The sequence below is a fragment of the Bradyrhizobium sp. 134 genome (assembly GCF_023074155.1).
In the GTDB taxonomy this organism is placed as follows: domain Bacteria; phylum Pseudomonadota; class Alphaproteobacteria; order Rhizobiales; family Xanthobacteraceae; genus Bradyrhizobium.
On the sequence record NZ_JADPKX010000074.1, the window covers coordinates 215,802 to 240,168 of the forward strand.

Annotated in this window: 25 protein-coding genes and 1 other RNA gene; 9 read left to right on the forward strand and 17 right to left on the reverse strand. The window is 63.7% G+C overall.

What is annotated here, in order from left to right:
• Positions 1–19 precede the first annotated feature (19 nt).
• From IVA75_RS31200 to miaA, 3 genes are all read right to left on the reverse strand, one after another.
• Positions 20–1,003, reverse strand: a complete 984-nt coding sequence (locus IVA75_RS31200) for a threonine dehydratase (RefSeq protein WP_247288084.1) — start codon at positions 1,001–1,003, stop codon at positions 20–22.
• A 4-nt stretch (positions 1,004–1,007) separates the two neighbouring features.
• Positions 1,008–2,783, reverse strand: coding sequence for an acetolactate synthase 3 large subunit (locus IVA75_RS31205; protein ID WP_027570800.1), 1,776 nt, complete (start codon positions 2,781–2,783; stop codon positions 1,008–1,010).
• A gap of 330 nt (positions 2,784–3,113) precedes the next feature.
• Positions 3,114–4,070 (reverse strand): tRNA (adenosine(37)-N6)-dimethylallyltransferase MiaA, encoded by a 957-nt coding sequence (gene miaA / locus IVA75_RS31210; protein WP_247288082.1) that lies wholly within the window; start codon positions 4,068–4,070, stop codon positions 3,114–3,116.
• 11 nt (positions 4,071–4,081) lie between these two features.
• Here miaA and serB point away from each other — a divergent pair, with 11 nt between their 5' ends.
• Positions 4,082–4,987 carry a phosphoserine phosphatase SerB gene (gene serB / locus IVA75_RS31215; RefSeq protein ID WP_027570798.1) on the forward strand — a complete coding sequence of 302 codons (906 nt, stop codon included), beginning with the start codon at positions 4,082–4,084 and terminating at the stop codon, positions 4,985–4,987.
• A gap of 131 nt (positions 4,988–5,118) precedes the next feature.
• Here the strand turns inward: serB and IVA75_RS31220 are convergent, their stop codons facing one another.
• The 11 genes from IVA75_RS31220 to IVA75_RS31270 all read right to left on the reverse strand — a co-directional run bounded on the left by IVA75_RS31220 (position 5,119) and on the right by IVA75_RS31270 (position 14,816).
• Positions 5,119–6,618 (reverse strand): Do family serine endopeptidase, encoded by a 1,500-nt coding sequence (locus IVA75_RS31220; RefSeq protein ID WP_247288081.1) that lies wholly within the window; start codon positions 6,616–6,618, stop codon positions 5,119–5,121.
• Positions 6,619–6,762: 144 nt separating this feature from the next.
• On the reverse strand, positions 6,763–6,969 hold the full coding sequence (locus IVA75_RS31225; RefSeq protein ID WP_007600979.1) for a DUF2065 domain-containing protein: 207 nt from the start codon (positions 6,967–6,969) through the stop codon (positions 6,763–6,765).
• 71 nt (positions 6,970–7,040) lie between these two features.
• Positions 7,041–7,937 (reverse strand): protease modulator HflC, encoded by an 897-nt coding sequence (locus IVA75_RS31230; protein ID WP_018454336.1) that lies wholly within the window; start codon positions 7,935–7,937, stop codon positions 7,041–7,043.
• A complete protein-coding gene (hflK, locus tag IVA75_RS31235) occupies positions 7,934–9,070 on the reverse strand; it encodes an FtsH protease activity modulator HflK (protein ID WP_027570796.1) in 1,137 nt (378 codons plus the stop codon). The genes IVA75_RS31230 and hflK overlap by 4 nt, the downstream gene beginning before the upstream one ends.
• A 154-nt stretch (positions 9,071–9,224) precedes the next feature.
• The gene (locus IVA75_RS31240) at positions 9,225–9,734 is read right to left on the reverse strand and encodes a dihydrofolate reductase (protein ID WP_247288080.1); all 510 of its coding nucleotides are present in this window, start codon (positions 9,732–9,734) and stop codon (positions 9,225–9,227) included.
• On the reverse strand, positions 9,734–10,219 hold the full coding sequence (locus IVA75_RS31245; protein WP_247288079.1) for a GNAT family N-acetyltransferase: 486 nt from the start codon (positions 10,217–10,219) through the stop codon (positions 9,734–9,736). Before IVA75_RS31245 ends, IVA75_RS31240 begins: the two co-directional genes overlap by 1 nt.
• A gap of 5 nt (positions 10,220–10,224) precedes the next feature.
• Positions 10,225–11,019, reverse strand: coding sequence for a thymidylate synthase (locus tag IVA75_RS31250; protein WP_247288078.1), 795 nt, complete (start codon positions 11,017–11,019; stop codon positions 10,225–10,227).
• 222 nt (positions 11,020–11,241) lie between these two features.
• A complete protein-coding gene (locus IVA75_RS31255; RefSeq protein WP_007600973.1) occupies positions 11,242–12,807 on the reverse strand; it encodes a tripartite tricarboxylate transporter permease in 1,566 nt (521 codons plus the stop codon).
• Between the two features lie 7 nt (positions 12,808–12,814).
• Positions 12,815–13,576 carry a tripartite tricarboxylate transporter TctB family protein gene (locus IVA75_RS31260; RefSeq protein ID WP_247288077.1) on the reverse strand — a complete coding sequence of 254 codons (762 nt, stop codon included), beginning with the start codon at positions 13,574–13,576 and terminating at the stop codon, positions 12,815–12,817.
• A gap of 95 nt (positions 13,577–13,671) precedes the next feature.
• Positions 13,672–14,202: a chromate transporter gene (locus IVA75_RS31265; protein WP_027519544.1), complete on the reverse strand. Its 531-nt coding sequence runs from the start codon at positions 14,200–14,202 to the stop codon at positions 13,672–13,674.
• A complete protein-coding gene (locus IVA75_RS31270; protein WP_247288076.1) occupies positions 14,199–14,816 on the reverse strand; it encodes a chromate transporter in 618 nt (205 codons plus the stop codon). The genes IVA75_RS31265 and IVA75_RS31270 overlap by 4 nt, the downstream gene beginning before the upstream one ends.
• An 83-nt stretch (positions 14,817–14,899) precedes the next feature.
• Between IVA75_RS31270 and ssrA the strand changes: the two genes are divergently transcribed.
• The 7 genes from ssrA to IVA75_RS31305 all read left to right on the forward strand — a co-directional run bounded on the left by ssrA (position 14,900) and on the right by IVA75_RS31305 (position 20,482).
• Positions 14,900–15,266: a transfer-messenger RNA gene (gene ssrA / locus IVA75_RS31275) on the forward strand.
• Positions 15,267–15,380: 114 nt separating this feature from the next.
• The gene (locus tag IVA75_RS31280; protein WP_247288075.1) at positions 15,381–15,899 is read left to right on the forward strand and encodes a ClpXP protease specificity-enhancing factor SspB; all 519 of its coding nucleotides are present in this window, start codon (positions 15,381–15,383) and stop codon (positions 15,897–15,899) included.
• 87 nt (positions 15,900–15,986) lie between these two features.
• Positions 15,987–17,459, forward strand: a complete 1,473-nt coding sequence (gene fumC, locus IVA75_RS31285) for a class II fumarate hydratase (RefSeq protein WP_247288301.1) — start codon at positions 15,987–15,989, stop codon at positions 17,457–17,459.
• A gap of 275 nt (positions 17,460–17,734) precedes the next feature.
• Complete coding sequence (locus IVA75_RS31290) at positions 17,735–17,923, forward strand: DUF4169 family protein (protein ID WP_027570789.1); 189 nt, start codon at positions 17,735–17,737, stop codon at positions 17,921–17,923.
• Complete coding sequence (locus tag IVA75_RS31295) at positions 17,920–18,174, forward strand: ribbon-helix-helix domain-containing protein (protein WP_007600962.1); 255 nt, start codon at positions 17,920–17,922, stop codon at positions 18,172–18,174. Before IVA75_RS31290 ends, IVA75_RS31295 begins: the two co-directional genes overlap by 4 nt.
• Positions 18,175–18,314: 140 nt before the next feature.
• The gene (locus tag IVA75_RS31300) at positions 18,315–18,590 is read left to right on the forward strand and encodes a FeoA family protein (RefSeq protein WP_007600961.1); all 276 of its coding nucleotides are present in this window, start codon (positions 18,315–18,317) and stop codon (positions 18,588–18,590) included.
• A 20-nt stretch (positions 18,591–18,610) separates the two neighbouring features.
• Positions 18,611–20,482 (forward strand): ferrous iron transporter B, encoded by a 1,872-nt coding sequence (locus IVA75_RS31305; protein ID WP_247288074.1) that lies wholly within the window; start codon positions 18,611–18,613, stop codon positions 20,480–20,482.
• Positions 20,483–20,711: 229 nt separating this feature from the next.
• Here IVA75_RS31305 and IVA75_RS31310 read toward each other — a convergent pair whose 3' ends face one another.
• Both IVA75_RS31310 and IVA75_RS31315 read right to left on the reverse strand, forming a co-directional pair.
• The gene (locus IVA75_RS31310) at positions 20,712–21,887 is read right to left on the reverse strand and encodes a GAF domain-containing sensor histidine kinase (RefSeq protein WP_247288072.1); all 1,176 of its coding nucleotides are present in this window, start codon (positions 21,885–21,887) and stop codon (positions 20,712–20,714) included.
• Positions 21,888–22,068: 181 nt separating this feature from the next.
• Positions 22,069–22,683, reverse strand: a complete 615-nt coding sequence (locus IVA75_RS31315; RefSeq protein ID WP_247288300.1) for a TetR/AcrR family transcriptional regulator — start codon at positions 22,681–22,683, stop codon at positions 22,069–22,071.
• 261 nt (positions 22,684–22,944) lie between these two features.
• Between IVA75_RS31315 and IVA75_RS31320 the strand changes: the two genes are divergently transcribed.
• A complete protein-coding gene (locus IVA75_RS31320) occupies positions 22,945–23,922 on the forward strand; it encodes an alpha/beta hydrolase (protein ID WP_247288071.1) in 978 nt (325 codons plus the stop codon).
• An 89-nt stretch (positions 23,923–24,011) separates the two neighbouring features.
• Here IVA75_RS31320 and IVA75_RS31325 read toward each other — a convergent pair whose 3' ends face one another.
• Entirely contained in the window at positions 24,012–24,365 is a 354-nt protein-coding gene (locus IVA75_RS31325; protein WP_247288069.1) for a hypothetical protein, read from the reverse strand.
• Between the last annotated feature and the right edge of the window lie 2 nt (positions 24,366–24,367).

Below are 24,367 nucleotides of genomic sequence, written 5' to 3' on the forward strand. Positions count from 1 at the left end.
GTCCCCTTCATTCTCGTCGTTACGCCGTCGCCCGACGAGCGACCGGCGCTTCCGTGCCGACCCAACCGCGGAACAGATCGAAATCGATATTGCCGCCGGACAGCACGAGACCGACGCGCTTGCCCTGTAGCTTGGTCTTTTCCTGAAGCGCTGCGGCGAGCGCGGCGGCGCCGGCGCCTTCGGCGAGATTGTGCGTGTCGGTCCAGAGCGCACGGATCGCGAGCGCGATCTCATCGTCCGTCACCTGGACGATACGCGAGGCGCCCTTGAGGATGACCGCGAGCGCTTCAGGATCGGGAATCCGCGTCGCCATGCCGTCCGCGAGCGTATTGCTGGTCTCGGTCGTCACGATATGACCGGCCGCGAACGACAGCGCGTAGGACGGCGCCTCGGTCGATTGCACGCCGACGACCTCGGTCTTCAGGCCGAGCAGATCGCGCGCCATGATACAGCCGCAGATCCCCGAGCCCTGCCCGATCGGCACATAGAGGATGTCGAGATCGGGCGCGGCCCGGAGCAATTCAAGCGCATAGGTCGCCACGCCCAGCACCAGGTCCGTATGGAACGACGGCACCATGTGCAGCCCGGCGAACTGCGCGTGGCGCCCGGCTTCCTCGCGTGCGGCCTGAAAGTCCTCGCCATGCTCAACGAGCTCGGCGCCGAACGCCTTCATCGCGCGGTTCTTCTCGACCGAATTGCCGCGCGGCACATAGATCACGGCAGGCACACCATGGCGGCTCGCCGCAAAGGCGAGGCTCTGACCATGATTGCCGCGCGTCGCCGAGATGATGCCCGGAATGTTCGGCCGTTCGCGCTTCAGCCGATCGAGATAGACCAACCCGCCGCGCACCTTGAAGGCGCCCGTCGGCGTATGATTCTCGTGCTTGACCACGATCCGCGTGCCGAGCCGCTGGCTAAGCAGCGGCCAGGCGTGCGCCGGCGTCGGCGGCACCGCCTGCCCCACGATCGCATGCGCGCGTTCGAGCTCGTTCAGGTCGAACATAACATCACACCAGCGCCTTGCCGCCGGCGAACGCCTTTGCGGTCGCTTCGTCGTTCGCCTGCTCCGGCAACAGCATCTCGTTGTGCGCCTTGCCGGAGGGGATCATCGGGAAGCAGTTTTCCAGCGACGCGACGCGGCAGTCGAACAGCACCGGGCGCTTGACCGAGATCATCTCCTGGATGGCGCCGTCGAGATCGCCGGGCTTGTGCACCTGGATGCCGACGCCGCCATAGGCTTCCGCGAGCTTGACGAAATCCGGCATCGCCTCCGAGTAGGAATGCGACAGGCGGTTGCCATGGAGCAGCTGCTGCCACTGCCGCACCATGCCCATGTACTGGTTGTTCAGGATGAATATCTTGATCGGCAGCTCGTACTGCACCGCCGTCGACATCTCCTGCATCGTCATCTGCACCGAGGCATCGCCCGCGATGTCGATGACGAGGCTGTCGGGATGGGCAACCTGCACGCCGACCGCGGCCGGCAAGCCGTAGCCCATGGTGCCGAGACCGCCCGAGGTCATCCAGCGATGCGGCTCCTCGAAGCCGTAGAACTGCGCAGCCCACATCTGATGCTGGCCGACCTCGGTGGTGATGTAGGTGTCCTTGCCGCGCGTCGCCTCGAACAGGCTCTGGATCGCGTGCTGCGGCAGGATGACGTCGTTGCTCTTCCTGTAATACAGCGAGTTGCGGGCCCGCCACTGCGCGATCTGCTGCCACCACGCCTTGATGTCGGGCTTCTTCGCCTCCGCCTTGAACACCTGGAGAATGTCGCCGAGGATGTTGCCGCAGTCGCCGATGATCGGCACGTCGACGCGGATGTTCTTGTTGATCGAGGACGGGTCGATGTCGATGTGGATCTTCTTCGAGCCCGGTGAGAACGCATCAACGCGGCCGGTGATGCGGTCGTCGAAGCGCGCGCCGACGCACAGCATGACGTCGCAATCATGCATGGTCATGTTGGCTTCGTAGGTGCCGTGCATGCCGAGCATGCCGAGCCAGCTCTTGCCCGAGGCGGGATATGCGCCGAGGCCCATCAGCGTGGAGGTGATCGGAAAGCCGGTGACCTCGACCAGCTCGCGCAGCAGCCTGGTGGCTTCAGGGCCGGAATTGATCACGCCGCCGCCGCTGTAGATCACGGGGCGCTTGGCGCCCGCGAGCAGCGCCACGGCCTTGCGGATCTGCGTCGCATCGCCCTTCACCCGCGGCGCGTAGGAGCGATGCACGTCGGACTTGCGCGGCGGATGATAGGTGCCGGTCGCGAACTGCACGTCCTTGGGCACGTCGACGAGCACCGGGCCCGGTCGCCCCGTGGTCGCAACGTAGAAGGCCTCGTGCAGCACCTTTGCGAGATCGTTGACGTCGCGCACCAGCCAATTGTGCTTGGTGCAGGGGCGCGTGATGCCGACGGTGTCGCATTCCTGGAACGCGTCGTTGCCGATCAGATGCGTCGGCACCTGGCCGGAGATGCAGACCAGCGGGATCGAGTCCATCAGCGCGTCGGTGAGCGGCGTCACCATGTTGGTGGCGCCGGGACCGGAGGTCACCAGGGCAACGCCGGGCCGGCCGGTCGAACGCGCATAGCCCTCGGCGGCGTGACCCGCACCCTGCTCGTGGCGGACCAGGATGTGCTGGACTTCGCTCTGCTGGAAAATCTCGTCGTAGATCGGGAGCACCGCGCCGCCGGGGTAGCCGAAAATGTCGGTCACGCCATGATCGATGAGCGCGCGGACGATCATCGCGGCGCCGGTCATCTGGTTCGGATCGTGGCTCTTGTCGCTCATTGGCTTGCTCCGGATGCGCTGTTGTCAGCGGCTTCGTTCGTGTCGGGCTTTCGGAAATAAAAAAGGCCCCGAAGAGGGCCCATGCACACCGCCTGTCATGTGGATGGCAGCTAGCCACCCCCGGCGGTGTGCCTGGGTACGACGGCGATAAGGAGTTTGGTAATAATGTTACGCATGGCAGGTGCCCAGCTTCCCAAAGGTTGCGCGAAACATAACGGCCGGCGCCCCGATGTCAAGGCAATGCAGCCGTTCCCGCGCGATTTTGGCAGTGTAGCGGTGTTCCCGGGGTTGGGCGAGAGGTAAATTCGGGAGCGGAGGCACAAAAGCGTGTCAGCCTTGGTCCTGTGCCGCGTTCACGATCGCCGCCAGCCAGCCCCGAATCTCCTCCGGCTTCACCCACTCGAATTCGGGCAATTGATGCCGGAACCAGGTGAACTGCCGCTTGGCGTAGTGGCGGGTGTCGGCGCGGCCGATGGTGGCCGCCTGCTCCAGGCTGAGCTCACCGCGCAGATGCCGGACCAGGGCCGGCACGCCATGAGCTTTCATCGCCGGCAGCAGCGGATCGAGGTTTCGGGCAGCGAGACGCTCGACCTCCTCCAGCGCGCCGGCACCCAACATGGCATCGAAGCGGGCGTCGATGCGCGCATAGAGCTCGTCGCGCTCGGGCGCGAGGAACACCGCGCGAAAACTGTCCTTGGGCAAGAGCGGCGGCTGGCCCTCATCGTGCCAGTCCAGCAGCGAACGGCCGGTGGCTTCGACCACTTCGAGCGCGCGCGCAATGCGCGTGCGGTCGCGAAGGTTCAATCGCTCGGCCGCCCGCGGATCGGAGGCCGCAAGTTCTGCGTGCAGCGCCTCCACGCCGTTCCGCTCCAGCCGCGACCGGACGTCCTCGCGCACCTCGACAGGGATCGGCGGCACCACGGAAAGGCCCGCCGTCAGCGCCTTGAAGTACAGCCCGGTCCCGCCGATGAAGATCGGCAGGCGGCCTTCGGCTTTCGCCACTTCGAGCGCCTTGGCCGCGTCGCCCACCCAGGCGCCAGCCGAAAAATTCACGGCCGCATCGACATGGCCGTACAGGCGATGAGGCGCCCGCGCCTCGTCGCCATCTGTGGGGCGCGCGGTGATGATGCGGAGGTCGCGATAGACCTGCATGGAATCGGCATTGATCACGACCCCGCCCGCAGCGAGCGCAAGCTCGAGCGCCAGCGCCGACTTGCCGCTGGCGGTCGGGCCTGCGATAAGCACCGCCTTGCCAACATGCCTTCTGCCGACTTGCCCCTCGCTCACGAAAACCTCAAATGTCCCTCGTTGCCACGCTGATCTGCAACCCGAATAACCCCGCGCTCGACTCCACCATCGTCGACGGCGCCCGCGCCGTGCTGCCTCAGGCAGCTCCCGCGCACTGGCTGTTCGACGGGGTTGCAGTCGATATCCCCTTCGGCGCCGACAGTAACCTCGAAGGCGACCGTCACGCCATCGAACAGCGGCTCCGCGAGCTTCGCGGCGACCTGCCCATCGACATCGTGGTGCAGCCAGTCGGCTTCCGGCGCAAGAAGCTTTTTCTCGCCGACATGGATTCCACCATGATCGGCCAGGAATGCATCGACGAGCTCGCCGATTTCGTCGGGGTGAAGGCCCATGTGGCAGCCATTACCGAACGCGCAATGCGCGGCGAGGTCGAGTTCGAGCCGGCGCTGCGCGAGCGCGTTGCGCTGCTGAAGGACCTCCCCGCCAGTGCCGTCGACGAGGTGCTGGCCAAGCGCATTACGCTGACGCCGGGTGGTCGCGAACTGGTCGCGACCATGCGCGCCCATGGCGCCTATGCCTGCCTCGTCTCCGGCGGCTTCACGCTGTTCACCAGCGCGGTCGCCACCAGGATCGGCTTCCAGGAGAACCGCGCCAACGAGCTCGTCGTCCGCGACGGCAAGTTCACCGGCGAGGTGAAGGAGCCGATTTTGGGGCGCGCGGCAAAGCTCGCGACGCTGGTGGATCTAATGGAGTCGTTCGATCTCGACGACATCGACTCGCTGGCGGTCGGCGACGGCGCCAATGATCTCGCGATGATCCAGGCGGCGGGGCTGGGCGTGGCGTATCACGCCAAGCCCGCGGTGGCCGCCGCTGCGGCGGCGCGGATCGATCATGGCGATCTCACCGCGCTGCTGTACGCGCAGGGGTATCGACGCGAGGAGTTCGTGGAGGCGTAAGTCTTACCGCACGCCCAACTGCTGTAGGGTGGGCAAACGCGCATTTGCGCCGTGCCCACCACTCTTGCAGCAGTGGTGGAAAAGTGGTGGGCACGCTTTCGCTTTGCCCACCCTACAGAACTGCGCCGTGCTTACTGCACGCTCAACGCCACGAAGCGCAGCTCACCGTCGGCGTTCGAGACCAGCAGCAGCACCGACTTCTTGCCGTCCTTCTTGAGCTGGTCGATCCGCTTCTGGATGTCGGCGCCGCTGGAGACGCTCTCCTGCGCCACCTCGACGATGACGTCGCCGGCGGAGAGGCGCTTCTCGGCGGCATCCGAATTAGCGTCGACATTGGTGACGACCACGCCCTTGACGCTGTCCTTGATCTTGTAGCGCGTACGCAGATCCTTGCTCAGCGCCGCGAGATCGAGGCCGAGCGCCTTCTGTGTCACGGTCTTTTCAGGTGCGGGCTCGTCGGTCTTCACTGCGGCCTGCACCTTGTCGGGATCCTGCAGCCGGCCGAGCATGACCTTCTTGGTCTCCTCCTGACCCTTGCGGATGATGACGACATCGACCTCCTTGCCGACCGCGGTGTCGGCGACCACGCGAGAGAGATCCTTGGGGTCCTTGACGTCCTTGCCGTCGAACTTGACGACGACGTCGCCGGGCTCGATGCCGGCCGGTTTGGCAGGGCCCTTGTCGTCGACGCCGGCAACCAGCGCGCCCCGCGGCGGCTTGATGTTGAGGCTCTCGGCGATCTCGTCGGTGACGCTCTGGATGCGCACGCCCAGCCAGCCGCGGCGCAATTCGCCGAACTGGCGGAGCTGGTCGACGACACCCGCCACTGTCTTCGACGGTACGGCGAAGCCGATGCCGATCGAGCCGCCGGACGGCGAGATGATCAGCGTGTTGACGCCGATGACGTCGCCATCGAGGTTGAACAGCGGACCGCCGGAATTGCCGCGGTTGATGGAGGCGTCGGTCTGAATGTAGCTGTCGTAGGGACCTGAGGAGATGTCACGGTTCTTCGCCGAGACGATTCCGGCCGTCACGGTGCCGCCGAGGCTGAATGGATTGCCGATCGCGACGACCCAATCGCCGAGGCGCAGCTTGTCGGAATCGCCGAACTTCACCGACACCAGCGGTTTCGACGGCTTGAACTTGAGCACGGCAAGGTCGGTCTTCTTGTCGACTCCGACCAGCTCGGCCTTGATCTTGGTCCCGTCGTTGAGGATGACGTTGATCTCGTCGGCGTCCGCGATGACGTGGTTATTGGTGACGACGACGCCTGATGTGTCGATGATGAAGCCACTTCCGAGCGAGTTGGTCTTGCGCGGCGCCGGGCTATTCTCGCCGCCCTTGCTGCCGCCGCCGGGACCCTTGCGATTCTTGAAGAAGTCGTCGAAGAACTCCTCGAAGGGCGAACCGGGCGGCAGTTGCGGCATGGCATTGCCGCCGCCCCCGCCCTTGGCTTCGACGGTCTGCGAGGTCGAGATGTTGACGACCGCGTCGATCACCTTCTCGGCGACGTCGGCGATGCCATCCGGTCCGCGCGCATAGGCCGGTGTGCCGAGTGCGCTGAAAACGCCGACGGCGAGCGCGGCCAGCCCTAAGCGCAAACGGGTCGGGGCAATGGTGGCAGCGGTCATTGTGATCTCCAGGAAATCAGGATTCGACGTCAAGACTGCGCTCGAACGGGGGGATGGCGCAAGCGCGGACCTTAACGGGCCTCAAGACCCGGATAATAAGGCGAAAACCGGTCCCTCGCCTTCACTTTGGCGTTGGTGCGACGGCTAAATTGGACGTCGCATAACCCAGATCAGGACCAGGCCGGCCACGGCCGAACCGATGCCAACCGCCCGCAGGACATTGTCCGGCGTGGCCATCGCGCTTTTCATGGCCTTGCGCATCCAGGCCGGGCTTGCCGCGAACATCAAGCCTTCCAGCACGAACAGGATGCCCAAACCGATGAGGAAGTCGGTGAACGCAATGGACCTCATCGGATTGGAACCTCCCGTTGTGCTGTTCTTGTCTGGACGAAGGGCGGCCAGACCTGCCGCCCTTGTCTCACTTACGGCTTCGCTGGCGTCGTGGTCGCCGTCTTGCCGGACGGGTTACCAAAGAACCGGAAGAAATCCGAGTCCGGGCGCAGTAGGAAGCGGGTGTCGTTCGCGCGCAGCCCGGTTTCATAGGCCGCCATCGAGCGGTAGAAGGCGAAGAAATCCGCGTCCTGGCCGTAGGCTTCGGCGAACAGACGGTTGCGCTCGGCATCGCCGACGCCGCGCGTCTGCTCGGCCAGCGACCTTGCATCCGCCTCGATCACGGTCGCCTCGCGGTCGGCCTTGGAGCGGATCTCCTGTGCTTTCTGGCCGCCCTGCGCGCGGAACTCGGCGGCTTCGCGCTCGCGTTCCGTCTTCATGCGCTGATAGACCGCCTGGCTGTTCTGCTCCGGCAAATCGGCGCGGCGGATCCGGACGTCGACGACCTGGATGCCGTAGCCGTCGGCCTCGTGGTCGAGCTGATCGCGGATGCGCTGCATCAGCTTCTCGCGGTCGTCGCGGACCACGTTGATGAAGGTGACCTCGCCGAGCACGCGGCGTAGCGCCGCGTTCAAGAGCGTGGTGAGCTGGATGTTGGCGGCCTGGATCGAGCCGATGCTCTGATAGAAGCGAAGCGCGTCCTTGATGCGGTAACGTGCGAAGGCGTCGACCACAAGCCGCTTTTGGTCGGACGCGATCGCTTCCTGCGACGGGTTCTCCAGATCGAGGATGCGCTTGTCGATGTTGATCACCGAATTCCACGGCGCCTTGAAGTGCAGGCCGGGAGCGGTGACGACGTCGACGGGCTTGCCGAACTGCAGCACGATGGTCTGCTCGGTCTGCGCCACCGTGAACAGGGACATATAGCCCACGATCACGACGAGCAGGAGGCCGAGCAGCGTGACGATGCCTGTGACCGGAGATCTCATCGGTTGCCTCCGGTCGTCTGCTGGCCGGTTGCAGGTGGCCGCTTGGTCGTCAGTTCGCTGAGCGGCAGATAAGGCACGACGCCCTGGCCCGACTGGCCGCCGTCATAGATGAGCTTTTCCGAGCCGCCGAGCACGCGCTCCATCGTCTCCAGATAAATCCGTTCACGCGTCACGTCGGGCGCCTTCTTGTATTCCTCGTAAACCTTCAGGAAGCGCGAGCTCTGGCCCTTGGCCTCGGCGACCGTCTGCTCCCTGTAGCCTTCGGCGGCCTGCATGATCTGCGCCGCGCGTCCGCGTGCCTGCGGCACGACCTGGTTGGCATAGGTCTGCGCCTCGTTCTGCAGCTGCTCGAGATTGGCGCGCGCCGCCTGGACGTCGCGGAAGGCGTCGATCACCTGCGCCGGCGGGTCGACCTTCTGCATCTGCACCTGGCTGATCTGAATGCCGGCGCCGTAGCTGTCCAGGGTCTTCTGGATCAGTTCCTGCACGCCCTGTTCGGTGACGTTGCGCGCGCCGGTCAGGATCGGCTGGATCTGCGAGCGGCCGATCACCTCGCGCATCGCGCTCTCGGCGACCGCCTTCACGGTGCCTTCGGGATTCTGGATGTTGAAGAGGAAATCGCCGACGCCGTTGGGCTTGATGCGCCAGAGCACGGTGAAGTCGACGTCGACGATGTTCTCGTCCCCGGTCAACATCAGGCTCTCTTCCGGCACGTCACGAATGGAGCGGCCGCGCCGCGCCGGATCGTCGATCAGCGTCATGCCGATCGAGATGGTGGAAACGCGCAAGGCCTTTGGCAGCAGCACGGTCTCGATCGGATAGGGCAGATGGTAGTTCAGGCCGGGCTCTACGGTGCGGACATGCTTGCCGAAGCGCAGCACGACGCCGAGCTCTTCGGACTGCACCCGGAAGAAGCCCGACAGCAGCCAGAACGCGACGATGAGCAGCACGATCAGCGTGATGCCGATGCCGGAGAAATAACCACCCGGCATGATCTGCTGCAGCCGATCCTGGCCGCGCCGCAGAAGGTCTTCCAGATCCGGCGGCCTTGGCCCGACCGGTTGCGGGCCGTTGCCCCATGGTCCCTTCGGACCCGAGCCCCATGGGCCACCGCCCTGATTCTTCCACGGCATTCGAATCTCTCCTCGGCAGGGTGAAATTGCCCCCCGCCCGCTTTGTCCGGTCCGGCTTTATAGGGGACAGGCAGGTCCCTTACAACGCAGCCATCGCCGCCCTCCGAGCTAAGCTTGGGGGCAGAAAAGTCAATGTTAACATTGGCAAATGCGGTTAATGGCCCGCCCGCCGACGATATGTCACATAGGAGTAGTCGGCGCTGTCGTGGGGTCCGGCAGGATGACGGATGCGCTCCACCTCATCCCACTCGGCCCTGTCGATGCCGAAATGCGTGTCGCCCTCGGGGCGGGCATGCACTTCCGTGATTTCGAGGCGATCGGCGCGATCGAGCCATTGCCGGAAGATTTCGGCGCCGCCAATCACGGCGATCTCGGTGACCGAACGCCGCAGGGCATCGCCGCGCGCGATGGCGTCTGCCTCAGCAGTCGATGTCGTCACGATGGCGCCGGCGGCGCGATAATCCGCATCGCGCGTGACGACGATGTTGGTGCGGCCGGGAAGCGGCCGGGGCAGGGATTCGAAGGTCCTGCGGCCCATGATCACGGGCTTGCCGATCGTGAGCGCCTTGAAGCGCGCCATGTCGGATTTCATTCGCCACGGCATGGCGTTGCCGGCGCCGATGACGCCGTTCTCCGCGATCGCGACGACGAAGACGATCTCCATCAGGACGCGCTCCCGGCAAGCCGTGTCAGCGCAGGCCCGGTGACGCGACACAGCGTCCAGTCGTCCAGCATGACGGCACCGAGCGATTTGTAGAACGCGATCGACGGCGCGTTCCAGTCGAGCACCGCCCATTGCAGCCGCGACCAGCCGTTCTCGACGCATTCCCTGGCAAGGTACACGAGCAGGGCTTTTCCGAGGCCCCTGCCCCGATGCGACGGCCGCACATACAAATCTTCGAGATAGATGCCGGGGCGGCCGCTGAACGTCGAGAAATTCGCAAACCACACCGCGAAGCCGACCGGCTCACCGTTCCACTCGGCGAGGGCGGAATGGACTTGCGGTCGCTCGCCGAACAGTGCGTCGGCGATGTCAGTCTCGGTCGCCTCGACCTCGTGCGAAAGCTTTTCGTACTCGGCGAGTTCGCGGATGAAAGCAAGAACCAGCCCGGCTTCGCCGGGACGCACACGGCGGATGTTGAGCGACATCGGCGTCAGACCGCGACCGCGGCCTTGATGTGCGGATGCGGATCGTAGCCGACGAGCTCAAAGTCCTCGTAGCGGAAGGAGAAGATGTCCTTCACGTCGGGGTTGATCCGCATCACCGGCAGCGCGCGCGGCGCGCGCGTGAGCTGGAGCTTCGCCTGCTCCAGATGATTGGAATAGAGATGGGTGTCACCGAACGAATGCACGAAGTCGCCGGGCTTGAGGCCCGTAACCTGCGCCACCATCATGGTGAGCAGCGCGTAGGAGGCAATGTTGAAGGGCACGCCGAGGAACACGTCAGCCGAACGCTGATAGAGCTGGCACGACAGCTTGTCATTGGCGACATAGAACTGGAACAGGCAGTGGCACGGTGGCAACGCCATCTTGTCGACCTCGGCCGGATTCCAGGCCGAGACGATCAGGCGGCGCGAGTCCGGATTGCGCTTGATCATGTCGATCACGTTCGCAATCTGATCGATGCTGCGTCCGTCCGGCGCGGGCCAGGAGCGCCACTGATGGCCGTAGACGGGGCCGAGATCGCCGTTGGCATCGGCCCACTCGTCCCAGATGGTGACGCCGTTGTCGCGCAGATATTTGATGTTGGTATCGCCCTTCAGGAACCACAACAGCTCATGCACGATCGCCTTCAGCGGCAGGCGCTTGGTGGTCAGCATCGGAAAACCGGCGGACAGGTTGAAGCGCATCTGATGGCCGAACACCGACAGCGTGCCGGTGCCGGTCCGGTCGGTCTTTTCGGCGCCGTCTGAAAGAATCCGCTCGAGCAGGTCCTGATACTGGTGCATGTGCGTAAGCCTTTGGGGAGGCGGCGAATTTAGCGGCCGCCCCCGCGCTGCGACAGCGGCGATTCGCCATCCAAACGCATTATACCCGGAAAAGTGAGCGTTCCCGATGCAAACGACAAGGGACGGAACTCACGTCCCGCCCCTCGTCTATCAGATTGATCCTGCTGGCCAACTTGCCTGCTTGGATTCGAGCCACGGCGCGCCGACGCAGGCGCGGCGCCCTTAGTTCTCGGATTCGGTGAACACCTCGTCGCGCTTGGCACGCAACGCGGGCAGCACCGTGAGCACCAGGAGGAAAGCCGCGATCGCGAGCAGCACGGCCGACAGCGGACGCGTCAGGAACACGCTCCAGTCGCCGCGCGAGATCAGCAGTGCACGGCGCAGGTTCTCTTCCATCAGCGGTCCGAGCACCATGCCGAGCAGCAGCGGCGCCGGCTCGAAGTCGTGCTTGATCAGCCAGTAGCCAACCAGACCGAACACGCCTGCGAGGATGACGTCGACCGGCGCGTTGTTCACCGAGTAGATGCCGATCGCGCAGAAGATCACGATCGAGGGGAACATCAGCCGGTAGGGGACTCGCAGCAGCCGCACCCAGATTCCAACCAGCGGCAGGTTGATGATGATCAGCATCAGATTGCCGATCCACATCGAGGCGATCATGCCCCAGACCAGCTCCGGCTGCTTCTGCATCACCTGCGGACCCGGCACGATGCCGTGGATGGTCATCGCGCCCACCATCAGCGCCATCACGGCGTTGGGTGGGATGCCGAGCGTCAGCAGCGGAATGAAGGAGGTCTGTGCCGCGGCGTTGTTCGCGCTTTCCGGTGCCGCCACGCCCTCGATCGCGCCACGGCCGAACCGCGACGGGTTCTTGGCGATCTTCTTCTCGAGCGTATAGGACGCAAAGGACGCGATGACAGCGCCACCACCCGGCAGGATGCCGAGGATCGAGCCGAGCACGGTGCCGCGCAGGATCGCAGGCGCCGAGTCGATCAGGTCTTTCCTGGTCGGCATCAGGCCGGTGATCTTCTGCTGCACGAGGTCGCGGTTCATCTCGGCGCCGGCGTCGAGGTTGCGGATGATCTCGGCGAAACCGAACACGCCCATCGCCACCGTCGCAAAGCCGAGACCGTCGGCGAGTTCCGGAATGTTGAACGCCATGCGCGAGGCGCCGGTCTCGATGTCGGAGCCGACCATCGACAGCATCAGGCCGAACACGATCATGGCGATCGCCTTCAGCACCGAGCCCTTGGCCAGCACCACCGCGAAGATCAGGCCGAGCACCATCAGCGAGAAATATTCGGCCGGACCGAACGCCAGCGCGAGCTTGGTCAGAGGCGCGCCGAGCACGGCGATGAGCACTGTCGCAACGCAGCCGGCGAAAAACGAGCCGATCGCCGCGATCGCCAGCGCCGGGCCGGCACGGCCCTGCTTCGCCATCTGATGGCCGTCGATGGCGGTGACGACCGACGTCGCCTCACCGGGAATATTGACCAGGATCGAGGTGGTGGAGCCGCCGTACTGGGCGCCGTAATAGATGCCGGCGAGCATGATCAGCGCGCCGACCGGCGGCAATCCGAACGTGATGGGCAGGAGCATCGCCACGGTTGCGACGGTGCCGATACCGGGCAGCACGCCGACCAGCGTGCCGACCAATGCGCCAATTAGGCACATGAGAATGTTGATCGAGATCGGCAGCGACAGTCCGTAGAGCCACCAGGGTGACCACCAGGAGATCTGAAACACCACACCGAAACCGAGGCCCAGATTGTGGAAGAGATCGAACATCACACCCTCACTGAACCAGGAAGCGCGGGAACATCGGCATCGGCAGCCCGAGCACGTAGGGGAAGAGCAGTGCGCAGCCGAGCGTCAAGCAGGCACCGACGATAATCGCTTCGACCCAGCGCGTTTCATGCGTGCCCATCGCCGAGACCAGGAAGCTCACGAACGCCGTAACCACGACCCCAAGCGGACGAATCGCCAGCGCGAAGAAGACGATCGAGATCATCACGAAGAGCGGCCCGCGCCAGGCATAGTGCGCCATGCTCGGCCCGTCGGTCAGCAGTCCCGTCAACGCAATGCCCGCGCCAAGTGCGACGAGCAGTCCGCCAAACATCCGCGGCGCCGTGCCGGCGCCAAAGGAGAAGCCGCGCATCCCCTGCAAATCGCTGGAGGCCCACAGTGCGAACAGGGCGAGCGCCATCAGCACGATCCCGCCGACATAATCCTGCGCCGACCTGATCGTCATGAAGATCGTGAGAATCGCCACCGCAAAGATCGGGTAGGAATAGATCAGCGCCAGCAGCACATCGGATGACGCCTTCTTGGTGTCACCGCCGACCGCCCCGAGCAAGGCGCCGGGCGCCCCCGCGAGCAGCGCCGTAGCGTGGCTGATCACCACGGCGGCCGGGCCGCGTCCGGCGCCCCAACCAAACATCGTCCCGAACGACCAGATGAATTCGAAAATCTGTGGCGCTATGGCCAGCAGACAAAAGCTGATCACCACCGAGGTGTTTCGGTTGGCTGTCGCCGAGTGGCCCATCGTATCGGCCATGCATGTCTCCTCCGCGACCCGTAAGCCACGAGCACTGTTGTTCTAATCGGCTGGAAATCGATGCCCCCGCCCGGATCCCTGCCTAGCCATTTTCATTACACAATGCCAGCAAAACCCAACAAGCCCCCGACGAGCAAAATCCAAAGTGGATTGATGCGCGAGACGGATGCGACCACTGCAACCGTCGCGGTCAGAAGCAGCGCAGCAAGCGTGCGATCGGTCGACTCGGCGAGGATCAGGGCGCTCGCCGCCATCAAGCCGATCGAGAGCGGAACCAGTGCAGCCTGGATCAGCCCGGGCCAGCGCGATTGGCTTGGCCGGTTGAGGAGCCGGCTGACATAATAGGCAAGCAGCGCGGTGGGCAGGCACATGGCCAGGGTCGCCGCCAGGGCGCCGGGGATGCCGGCGACGGCATAGCCGATTAACGTGACGATAAGGACGTTCGGACCTGGCGAGAGCTGCGCGATCGCATAGGCGTCGGCGAACTGCTTGTCGGTCATCCAGTGATGCACATCGACTGCGATGCGATGCATCTCGGGCACCGCCGCTGCGGCGCCGCCGACTGCGAACAGCGACATCAGACCGAAGGTCGAGATTAGCGCCCAGATCGGGTTCTCCGCGTTCATGCTGCTACCTTCCGCCGCATCAGGAAAATGGCGCTGACGCTGACGGGGATCGCGACCAAGAGCACGGCCTGGAGCGGCAGGCGAAGGACGCCGATGGCGAGGAAGACGCCCAGCATCAGGATGAGCGCGACGGCGTCCAGCCGCTTGAGCAGCGGCGTCATCATCCGGAAGACCACCGCGATCAAGAGACCGACGGCCGCACAGGAGATGCCCGCGAGAATGCGGCGCAGCACCTCCACATCGCCGAACCGGGCGTAGACGATCGCGAGCACCGTCATGATCAGCGTGGGCGGCAGCAGCAGCCCCGCGAAGGCGGCAATGCCGCCGGCGATCCCGCGCAGCCGCGCGCCGAACACCATCGACAGATTGACGATGTTGGGCCCGGGCAGAAAATGGCAGAGCGCAAACGTCTCGTTGAATTCGTCCGCCGTCATCCAGCGGTGCTGCTCGACGATGGCCTGCCGGGCGAAGACCAAAACCCCGCCGAAGCCCGCCAGCGACATCCGGCCGAAGGCCAGGAACAGCGCGAGCAAGCCCGGCGGAACGGCGCTGGTGGCGGGACGGTCCGGCTCGTGATCTCGTTTTTGGGTAGCCGGTGCAGAATCCTCGGACATGTCAGGAGCTTAGAACGCCGGCCGGCACGCGGCCAAGCCTGCCGGGAACCTATCCCAAGGGAACCTCGGAATGGTCGCTCGAACACCTGTTATTTGAAACATTTGCCCCCTATATTGGGAGTGCCGGTTCGCCGGCTATGGAAATAAACGGTCGTCGCAATAAACCATTCGGACCCGGGGGCGGTACCCGGCGCCTCCACCAAAGCCCACCAGTGGGCTGGCCCTGAAAGCGGGCTTTGGCGGGGGCGAAATAGGATCGACGAGGGCGTAAAGGGCGTTCTTTTTCTCGGTATTGTTCCGCCGTTATCGGGCTATGCAATAGTTGCCAACGACAACTTTGCTCCGGTTGCTCAGGCTGCGTAACGCAGTTTGAAAGACCATTCTGAAGTCCTAACGGGTTAAGCTCCGTTAGGCGGGGTTCGGAGGCACCTGGCAACAGAAGCCTCCACTTACCTCTTATTTCCTACCCCGCGGGGACTCCTGTTGACCCGTCAGGCGCGGTACTATTGCGGCTTGGCGAGTCGGGCCGGCAGGGCCCAGCTCCTGGAATGCAACAGGACCACCATGGCGACCGATCATATCCGATACGATGTGCTGGCCCGCGACGCGCTGCGCGGCGTGTTGCGCAAGGTGCTGACCGACGCCGCGTCCCAGGGACTGCCCGGCGAGCATCATTTCTTCATCACCTTCGTGTCGAAGGCCGAGGGCGTGAAGTTGTCGTCGCGGCTGCTGGCCCAATATCCGGAAGAGATGACGATCATCCTGCAGCACCAGTTCTGGGATCTGACCGTGCTCGAGGACCGCTTCGAGGTCGGCCTGTCCTTCGGCGGCATTCCGGAGCGGCTGATCGTGCCGTTCAGCGCCATCAAGAGCTTCCTCGATCCGTCCGTGAAATTCGGCCTCCAGTTCGACACCTCCGATGTCGCCGACGTTTCGGCCGAGACATTGCCGGCCGCTCCCGCCCCGTCCGCGGTCGCGGTGCCGACGCCTGCCACTGAACCGGCGGAAGGCACTGAGGAGCCGGCGGCTCCGAACCAGGGCGGCGCCGAAGTCGTGCGATTGGATCGTTTCCGCAAGAAATGATCTAGATCGGACTGGCGCCCCTCGCGGGCGGCCAAACTCCCTATATAGAGGCACATGATGAGGCCGCGTGGCATTTCGCGCGGCGGAATGGATGTGCTCATGGCCAAAACTTCCCTCTCGAAGACTTCCCGCTCGAAAACTTCTCGCGCGAAGACCGACCGCTCCTCGCGCCCGGCAACCCGCACCGAGACCGACAGCTTCGGCCCGATCGAGGTCCTCGCCGATCGCTATTGGGGGGCGCAGACCGAACGCTCGCGCCAGAATTTCCGCATCGGCATCGATCGCATGCCGATCTCGCTCGTGCATGCGCTCGGCATCGTCAAGCTCGCCGCGGCGCAATCCAACCAGGAGCTCGGCCTGCTCGACCAGCGCCGCGCCAATGCCATCATCCGCGCCGCGCGCGAGGTGATCGAGGGCAAGCTGGACGATCATTTCCCGCTGGTGGTGTGGCAGACCGGCTCGGGCACGCAGAGCAACATGAATCTCAACGAGGTCATCGCCAACCGCGCCAATGAGCTCCTGGGGGGCGAGCTCGGTGCCAAGAAGCCGGTGCATCCCAACGATCACGTCAACATGAGCCAGTCGTCGAACGACTCGTTCCCGACCGCGATGCATATCGCGGCGGCAAGCCGCATCACCGCCGATCTCGTCCCTGCCCTCGGCGAATTGCTGCGCGCGCTGCGCAAGAAGGAGAAGGAGTTCGCAAAGATCGTCAAGATCGGCCGCACCCACACCCAGGACGCGACGCCGCTGACGCTCGGCCAGGAATTTTCCGGCTATGCCGCACAGGTCGAAAGCGGCATCGCCCGGCTCAAGGTCGCGGTGAAGGAGCTCTATCCGCTGGCGCAGGGCGGCACCGCCGTCGGCACCGGCCTCAATTCGAAGCCGCGCTTTGCAAAACTGTTCGCAAAGCACGTTGCCGGGATTACCAAGCTGCCCTTCACGAGCGCCGCCAACAAATTCGAGGCGCTGGCTTCGAACGACGCCTATGTGCTGGCGCACGGCGCCATCAACTCGGTCGCGACAGGCCTGTTCAAGATCGCCAACGACATTCGCCTGCTTGGATCGGGCCCGCGTTCGGGCCTCGGCGAACTGATGCTGCCGGAGAACGAGCCGGGCTCCTCGATCATGCCGGGCAAGGTCAATCCGACGCAGTGCGAGGCGATGACCATGGTGTGCTGCCAGGTGTTCGGCAATCACACCGCGATCACGGTTGCCGGCAGCCAGGGCCATTTCGAGCTCAACGTCTACAAGCCCGTGCTGGCCTACAACATGCTGCACTCGATCCGGCTGATGGCGGACGCGGCGCGCTCCTTCACCGAGCATTGCGTCAGCGGCATCCGCGCCGACGAGAAGCGCATCAGGGAACTGATGCAGCGTTCGCTGATGCTGGTGACGGCGCTCGCCCCCAAGATCGGCTACGACAACGCGGCCAAGGTGGCCAAGACGGCGCATGCCAACGGCACCACCCTGAAGGAAGAGGCGCTGCGGCTCGGCTTCGTCTCGGCGGAGGAGTTCGACCGCCTGGTGCGCCCCGAGAAGATGACCAGCCCGGGATAATTCCGAATTCCGATAGCCATCCGTAATGATACGGAGCCCCAAGCTCCATTAAATGTAGGGCTTAAAGGACGGGATTTGATTACCGTCAATGTCGCGGCGGGATTGCGTGTTACGCAGCCCCTCCGCCCCCACGGGGCGGAATTCATCGTTTGATGGCCCAAGGGTCGATTGACGAGGACAAGCGAATGGCGATCAAGTCTCATTGGGCGCAGTGCGGCGCACAGTTTCTGAATGTTTCATCCTGCCCACGGAGGATCGGATGATGGAGACGCGACATGGGGAACGTCATCAACCTGAATCGTTTCCGGAAGCGCGCCGAGCGGCAAGCCACGGCGAAGCAGGCGGACGCCAACCGAACGAAGTTCGGCCGCACGAAGGCGGAGCGGTCGGCGGAGGAGACGCGCGCGGACCAGGCGAAGGCGCACCTGGACCAGCACCAGATCGATCGCGAGGAGCAGCCATGAAGTCGCCCGTCGTGAAACGGTCGATCGTCGTCGCCGGTCACAAGACCAGCGTCAGCCTGGAAGAGGCGTTCTGGAACGGCATGAAGGAGATCTCGGGCCTGCGCAACATGACGCTGTCCGAGCTGGTCGGCGAGATCGACGGCAACCGCCAGCAGGGCAATCTGTCCTCGGCGATCCGCCTGTTCGTGCTCGACTACTTCAAGAGCCGCGCCATGGCCGCCATCCAGGCGGAAAAGGTCCCGGCCCAGTAGCCGTCTTGGTGCCGAGCTTGGCGCCCGATCTTGGCGCCAATCGCCTCCGTCACGAAGCTGGTAATTTAAAATCACTCTAAGGTGCAGTTTCAGCGACCGAGCGCGCTTGACCTCGATGCCCTGCATTGAAAATACAGGGCATGACCGACATCCATGATACGCGTCCGCAGATGCCGCTGGGCCTGGCCCAGCGCGGCTATACCGGCGTCATCCAGCACCTTTCCCCCAAGGACGCAGGCTCGGCGCTCTCGGACATCGAGCTCGAGAGCCGGCTGATCGAGCTCGGCTTCGTCGAGGGCGCCCGGGTCGAGGTCTTGCACGAGGGGCTGGTCGGGCGCGACCCGATTGCCGTGCGGGTCGACAGCATCACCATCGCGGTCCGCCGTCGCGAAGCCATGGCCATCATCGTCGCCTGAAGCGACCGGACCCCAACTTCATGGAATTGCCCCTACTTCATCTCGCCCTGGTGGGCACACCAAACAGCGGCAAGACCTCGCTGTTCAATGCGCTGACCGGCAGCCGGCAGAAGGTCGCGAACTATCCCGGCGTCACCGTCGAGCGCAAGGAAGGCTTCTTCGTCACGCCCATGGGCCGCCAGGTCTCCGTGGTCGACCTGCCCGGCACCTATTCCCTCCGCGGCCGCAGCCCGGACGAGGAGATCACCCGCGACTTCGTGCTCGGCAAGGCTTCCGGCGAGGCCCTGCCCGACCTCGTGCTGTGCGTGGCGGATTCCACCAATCTGCGCCTGACCATCCGCCTGCTGCTGGAGCTCAAGCGCACCGGTCGTCCGATGATCCTCGTGCTCAACATGTTCGACATCGCGACCCGCCGCGGCATCACTGTCGACGTCGAGCGGCTCGCCAAGGAACTCGGCGTGCCCGTGGTCACCTCGATCGCGGTGCGCAAGGGCGGCACGGCCGACCTGCTGTCGCTGACCGACGAGATTTCGGCGAAGCTCGCCGCCGAGCCGGGCGAGAACAATTGGCGAGCGCTCAGCGTGGCCGATTTGCGCGCCACCCAGCGCGAAGCCGACCGCATCATCGCCGACTGCGTCAGCCTGCCCAGCCGGCCCGACACCTGGACCGCGCGGATCGACGCGATCGTGCTGCATCCCGTCGGCGGCCTGATCGTGCTCGCGGCTATCCTGTTCGTGATGTTCCAGGCGGTGTTCGCCTGGGCGCAGCCGCTGATGGAGCTGCTCAACTCGGGCTTCGACTCCCTCGGCGAGTTCGTGCACGCCACCCTGCCCGCCGGCCTGCTGCAGAGCTTCCTTCAGAACGGCGTGATCTCAGGCGTCGGCAGCGTCATCGTGTTCCTGCCGCAGATCATCATCATCTTCCTGTTCATCCTGCTGCTGGAAGATTTCGGCTACATGGCGCGCGCCGCGTTCCTGATGGACCGCATCATGGGCGGCGCCGGCCTGCACGGCCGCGCCTTCATTCCGCTGCTGTCGAGCTTTGCCTGCGCCATCCCCGGCATCATGGCGACGCGCGTGATCGACAACAAGCGCGACCGGCTGACCACGATCCTGATCGCGCCGCTGATGACCTGCTCGGCGCGCATTCCCGTCTACACGCTGATCATCTCCGCCTTCATTCCGGCCAAGGACGTCTGGGGCTTCATCAACCTCCAGGGCCTCGTGATGTTCGGCCTCTACGCGGTCGGCATCGCCAGCGCGCTGGCCGTCTCGTTCCTCATCAAATTCTTCATGCTGCGCGACTATGCGCCGGCGCCGTTCATGCTGGAGCTGCCGGACTACAAGGTGCCGCGGCTGAAATCGATCGCGATCGGCGTCTATACGCGGGCCAAGATGTTCCTGCACCGCGCCGGCACCACGATCTTCTCGATGATGGTGCTGATCTGGTTTCTGGCCTCGTTCCCGCAGCCGCCCGCGGGGGCAACCGAACCGGCGATCGACTTCAGCCTGGCCGCGATCATCGGCAAGGCGCTCGAGCCGCTGCTCGCCCCCGTCGGCTTCAACTGGCAGATCGCGGTCGCGCTGATCCCGGGCATGGCGGCGCGCGAGGTCGCGGTCGCGGCACTCGGCACCGTCTATGCGATCGAAGGCGGCAAGGAAGCGGCCGAGCAGATCGGCCAGGTGCTGGCGACGAAATGGTCGCTCGCGACCGCGCTGTCGATGCTGGCGTGGTACATCTTCGCCCCGCAATGCGCATCCACGCTGGCCGTGATCCGGCGCGAGACCGGAAGCTGGACCTGGATGGCCGTCACCTTCTTCTACATGCTGGTGCTGGCCTATGCCGCGAGCCTCCTGACTTACAACGTCGCGGTCGCGTTCGGAGCGGGCTAGCCACGTCTCGAAACCAAAAAGCGCGAAAACAACCCCATGCACAGTAGACGGAGGTTGTGAAATCAATGGCTTACGCGTGTGCTAAAATCAGCTGACCGCAGCTGGCCAGAACCAACGCCTGGCGCACAAGGCCGGTTGCACCGTCGGGCAAAACAGGCGCATGATGGCATTGTCGGAGAATTGGTGAGACGCGCGGTGACGGCAGGATACCAAAGCATGGCGCGCCTCCTCAGCCGCTGGCCTGTGTTCCCGGGATCGACACCGTGAACACCGTTTCATCCCGCATCGACGACGCGACAATCAACCCGCCATGGGCGCGCGCAATCTCCTGGGCGATGTACAGTCCGAGTCCAAGCCCTTGTTGGTTCGGCTGAACGTCGCCGCGGTCGAACGCAGTGAAAAGGCGCGGCATCGCTTCCGCCGGAATTGGCGCACCTTTGTTGACAACGCTGATGTCGAAGCCAGCTCCGGTCGCCTGCGCCAGGACCCTGATCGGCTCGTTGGCGTCTCCATAGGAAATCGCGTTGCCGAGAAGATTGGACAGCATCTGGCCTATGCGGCCGGCGTCGATTCTGACAGTCCCGGAGACGTTGATGACCGTTTCGATGACCCGATCCGGATGCACGTTCTCGAACTCCGCGACGATCTGCTTGATGACAGGCTCGAGTGCCTGCTCTCTCAGCTTGAGCTGCATCCCAGCGCCGAGCCGCGTGCGGGCGAAGTCCATGACATTGTCGATCAGGCCCGCCATCCGGGCCACGCTTCCTTGCAGAAGGTTGATCCAGTTCTGCCCCTCCTCATCGACCTTCTTGTTCAGAAGCCGCAGGCCGCCTTGAATCGAGGCGAGAGGATTTCGGAGGTCGTGCCCGAGCACGGCGATGAACTGCTCGCGCAGCTTGGCATTCCGTTGTTCCAGCGCGAGCCTGTTCTCGATCAGTTCGACGCGTTCGGCCGCGTCGAGGTGAGACGCGATCAGCTCGGCAAACAGCTTGAACATGCCGATGACTTCCGGGGTCCGAAGCTTGCGCGGCTTCGGATCGATCGCGCAAAGAGTTCCGAAGAATGAACCGTCGGGAAGGATGATCGGCACGGAGATGTAGCTTTGGAAGCCATATTGCGTGGGCGTGTGATGCGTGCAGTACGCGGCATCTTCGCTGACGTTGTCGATGACAACAGCCTCACGGCTCTGCCGGATCTCGTGGCAGATCGTGGTTTCGACCTTGAGCTCGTCACCGGGTTTCAGCCCGAACGCAAGTTCATCACGCGAGGCACAGGTGATCCACCTGTCCTCGGTGACGCGGGCAACGGCCGTAAACCCCATGCCGGTGGTCCGGCTGACCACGTCGAGGATGGTCGAGACCGCAGCGATTCCGCTGACCTTGGCTATGTCGCGCTCGAAATCCATTGCCACTCCGCGTCGGAACATTCGCTGGACGACCGTCACCCCCAACGAAAGCGCGTCCTTGCAATGGTAGGAAGCACTGCCCGTTATTCCGCGTCAATGTCATTCGATGCCGCTCGCCTGGAACGACGCGGTGAACATCGTTTCATGCCAATTGCAACGGCAAGGAAGTCGGCCGTTGCAGCTACCGTCCGCGCCGCCGGGAGCTGACCTCGGGTCTCCCCTCGGGGGCCGCCCACCCCTGGACACTCACATCCGCCAGCGCGTCGAATATAGCCGCTGTGCGTTGCAGACGGGCGATCGTACGTGCGCCTTCGACGGCAGCGACCAATGCGGAAGCGGTCGAAGATGCGCGCGCGGACGTGAAACCGCACCCTCTGAAATGCTCCGCGACGATCTCGGTTGAATCAGCAAATCCGCGCGCGACCCGTTTGGTCAGTTCAGCGTCGAGTGCAGGAAGCTCATTCGCCAGATTCTGCATGAGACATCCATACTGGAAATCAGAGGCGACCATCTCGGCCGCGAACGCGCCGAAAATCTGGCGAACAAAACTCAGGGCATCGCCCGTCGTATTCGCCGAGATCGCCCCCAACACAGCCATTCTAGTCGCAACGTAATGATCGATTGCTTCTTCTGCGAGCTGGGCCTTACCGCGCGGAAAATGAAAATAGAACGATCCTTTGGGCGAGCCGCTTTCTTCGATGATCTGGCTCAATCCCGTCGCAGTGTAGCCTTGGATGCGAAACAGTCGCTCGGCAGTGGCAATCGCGCGATCGCGGGCGTCAGTCTTACGGGGCATCCCGTCAGCATAACACGCATGGCTTGACACCGCTATGGTGATCGCCATATTATGGCGATCACCATAGTAAATGCGCCCGCCGTGTCACGGCTATCAAGTTCACTTCCAGAAGTTGCAACATCTGGCCTACGCCCCCATAGATTGCTGCGCAGGACATACTCAAAATGAGCTCAAGCAACTTCGATTTCGGCAACTGTTCCAGCGAACGGGACCACTGAGATGGCCTCTAGATCCTGCGCGATGATGCTTTTAGGAGCTGCGATGTCCACTCGCGTCGTTTGCGGAGAAACGTCAAGCGATGCCGTCTGGCACAACAAAATCCCTGTCGCTTTGAGCGAGCCGGCGGTTGATATCGATAAGGATCCGAACCTTCTGCACAGATATGCGGAAAATGCAGGAACGAAAATCCACTACGTCACCATGGGCTCCAATCAAAAACCGCTGATGGTGTTCGTGCACGGATTTCCCGACTTTTGGTATTCCTGGCGAAATCAGATCCAGGCATTTTCAGCAGATTATCAGGTGGTCGCTCTCGATCTGCGCGGATACGATTTGAGCGATCGGCCGGAAGGCGTCGAGAACTATAAGTTTCCGGTTCTCCTTGATGACATCCGTGCCGTGATCAATGCAGAGAGAAACGGTCGCAAGGCCATCCTGATCGGGCACGACTGGGGCGCCGCTTTGTCGTGGCTATTAGCCGGGCAAAATCCGGACCTGATCGAAAGACTTGTCGTCCTCAGCGTTCCTCATCCTGGCGCCATCACGAGGGAATTGCTCCCTTGGAACCATCCTATCGCGCAGGCCAAGGCCAGCGCCTACGCCACACGCTTCTTCGCTCGAGGCAAAGGCGACAATTTGACTGCGCAGGATTTGGCATACTGGGTTGTTGATCCACAGGTGAGGAGTCGATACGTCGAGGCTTTCGCGAAATCTTCCATCTCGTCCATGATGAATTATTACAAAGCCAACTACGCGTTTTCCCAGCTTGGGCTCAATCTTTTCGACCCAACCATGAAGAAGCTCACCGGTGCCGTGATCAAATGCCCGGTCTTGCATCTGCACGGAATCGAGGAGAGCCACGCTTTGCTAAGCACGATTGATCTGGAAAAGTCATGGATTGAAAATCCCGACAATCTCACGGTCAAGATCGTGCCTGACGTTGGCCACTTCATTCAGCATGAAGTGCCTGATTACCTGAATCAGACGATTGCCTCCTGGTTGAAAGATTCAGAAAGCTGAGCCCGGACTTGCGAGGCTAAGCGCACCGAGGCTTCGCGAAGATCACCTCGCCGACCTCGTCACACTGCATCTCGATGCGAGCATCCGGCTCAGTGGGCTCGCTCAGTGGGCTCGGTCGGTGGACCGGAGCCTGCGCTGACGCCGTCTTCGTCCGAATCATTCTCCGGCTCCCGGATCAGCACCGCCGGTTCGTCGTAACCCTTGCGGCTGCTGTAGAACACCAGCGCCATCAAGCCGATGCCCACGACCAGCGAGAACACGACACCGAGCACCAGTGCGACATAACCCGATGCCGGCACCTCGGTCGTCGTGCTGAACCAGCCGAGATAGCCGAGCGCGCCGGCACCGACGAGGAAAGCGCACAGCACCGCTATGACCGCCCATCTCGCGATCTTGCCGTCTCCGGGAGCGGGTGATTCCGGTTGCCCGTCTGTGCTGTTCATGG

Bases quoted from the DNA above. Each gene is read 5' to 3' on its own strand.
- IVA75_RS31305 (WP_247288074.1), top strand. From the start codon at position 18,611: ATGGAATTGCCCCTACTTCATCTCGCCCTGGTGGGCACACCAAACAGC.
- IVA75_RS31260 (WP_247288077.1), bottom strand. From the start codon at position 13,576: ATGGCCGATACGATGGGCCACTCGGCGACAGCCAACCGAAACACCTCG.
- IVA75_RS31315 (WP_247288300.1), bottom strand. From the start codon at position 22,683: ATGCCCCGTAAGACTGACGCCCGCGATCGCGCGATTGCCACTGCCGAG.
- hflK (WP_027570796.1), bottom strand. From the start codon at position 9,070: ATGCCGTGGAAGAATCAGGGCGGTGGCCCATGGGGCTCGGGTCCGAAG.
- IVA75_RS31230 (WP_018454336.1), bottom strand. From the start codon at position 7,937: ATGAGATCTCCGGTCACAGGCATCGTCACGCTGCTCGGCCTCCTGCTC.
- IVA75_RS31320 (WP_247288071.1), top strand. From the start codon at position 22,945: ATGTCCACTCGCGTCGTTTGCGGAGAAACGTCAAGCGATGCCGTCTGG.
- IVA75_RS31325 (WP_247288069.1), bottom strand. From the start codon at position 24,365: ATGAACAGCACAGACGGGCAACCGGAATCACCCGCTCCCGGAGACGGC.
- IVA75_RS31245 (WP_247288079.1), bottom strand. From the start codon at position 10,219: ATGTCGCTCAACATCCGCCGTGTGCGTCCCGGCGAAGCCGGGCTGGTT.
- IVA75_RS31280 (WP_247288075.1), top strand. From the start codon at position 15,381: ATGGCGACCGATCATATCCGATACGATGTGCTGGCCCGCGACGCGCTG.
- IVA75_RS31270 (WP_247288076.1), bottom strand. From the start codon at position 14,816: ATGTCCGAGGATTCTGCACCGGCTACCCAAAAACGAGATCACGAGCCG.
- IVA75_RS31240 (WP_247288080.1), bottom strand. From the start codon at position 9,734: ATGGAGATCGTCTTCGTCGTCGCGATCGCGGAGAACGGCGTCATCGGC.
- IVA75_RS31295 (WP_007600962.1), top strand. From the start codon at position 17,920: ATGAAGTCGCCCGTCGTGAAACGGTCGATCGTCGTCGCCGGTCACAAG.
- IVA75_RS31220 (WP_247288081.1), bottom strand. From the start codon at position 6,618: ATGACCGCTGCCACCATTGCCCCGACCCGTTTGCGCTTAGGGCTGGCC.
- IVA75_RS31200 (WP_247288084.1), bottom strand. From the start codon at position 1,003: ATGTTCGACCTGAACGAGCTCGAACGCGCGCATGCGATCGTGGGGCAG.
- serB (WP_027570798.1), top strand. From the start codon at position 4,082: ATGTCCCTCGTTGCCACGCTGATCTGCAACCCGAATAACCCCGCGCTC.
- IVA75_RS31310 (WP_247288072.1), bottom strand. From the start codon at position 21,887: ATGGATTTCGAGCGCGACATAGCCAAGGTCAGCGGAATCGCTGCGGTC.
- IVA75_RS31300 (WP_007600961.1), top strand. From the start codon at position 18,315: ATGACCGACATCCATGATACGCGTCCGCAGATGCCGCTGGGCCTGGCC.
- fumC (WP_247288301.1), top strand. From the start codon at position 15,987: ATGGATGTGCTCATGGCCAAAACTTCCCTCTCGAAGACTTCCCGCTCG.
- IVA75_RS31250 (WP_247288078.1), bottom strand. From the start codon at position 11,019: ATGCACCAGTATCAGGACCTGCTCGAGCGGATTCTTTCAGACGGCGCC.
- IVA75_RS31290 (WP_027570789.1), top strand. From the start codon at position 17,735: ATGGGGAACGTCATCAACCTGAATCGTTTCCGGAAGCGCGCCGAGCGG.
- IVA75_RS31225 (WP_007600979.1), bottom strand. From the start codon at position 6,969: ATGAGGTCCATTGCGTTCACCGACTTCCTCATCGGTTTGGGCATCCTG.
- IVA75_RS31265 (WP_027519544.1), bottom strand. From the start codon at position 14,202: ATGAACGCGGAGAACCCGATCTGGGCGCTAATCTCGACCTTCGGTCTG.
- IVA75_RS31205 (WP_027570800.1), bottom strand. From the start codon at position 2,783: ATGAGCGACAAGAGCCACGATCCGAACCAGATGACCGGCGCCGCGATG.
- IVA75_RS31255 (WP_007600973.1), bottom strand. From the start codon at position 12,807: ATGTTCGATCTCTTCCACAATCTGGGCCTCGGTTTCGGTGTGGTGTTT.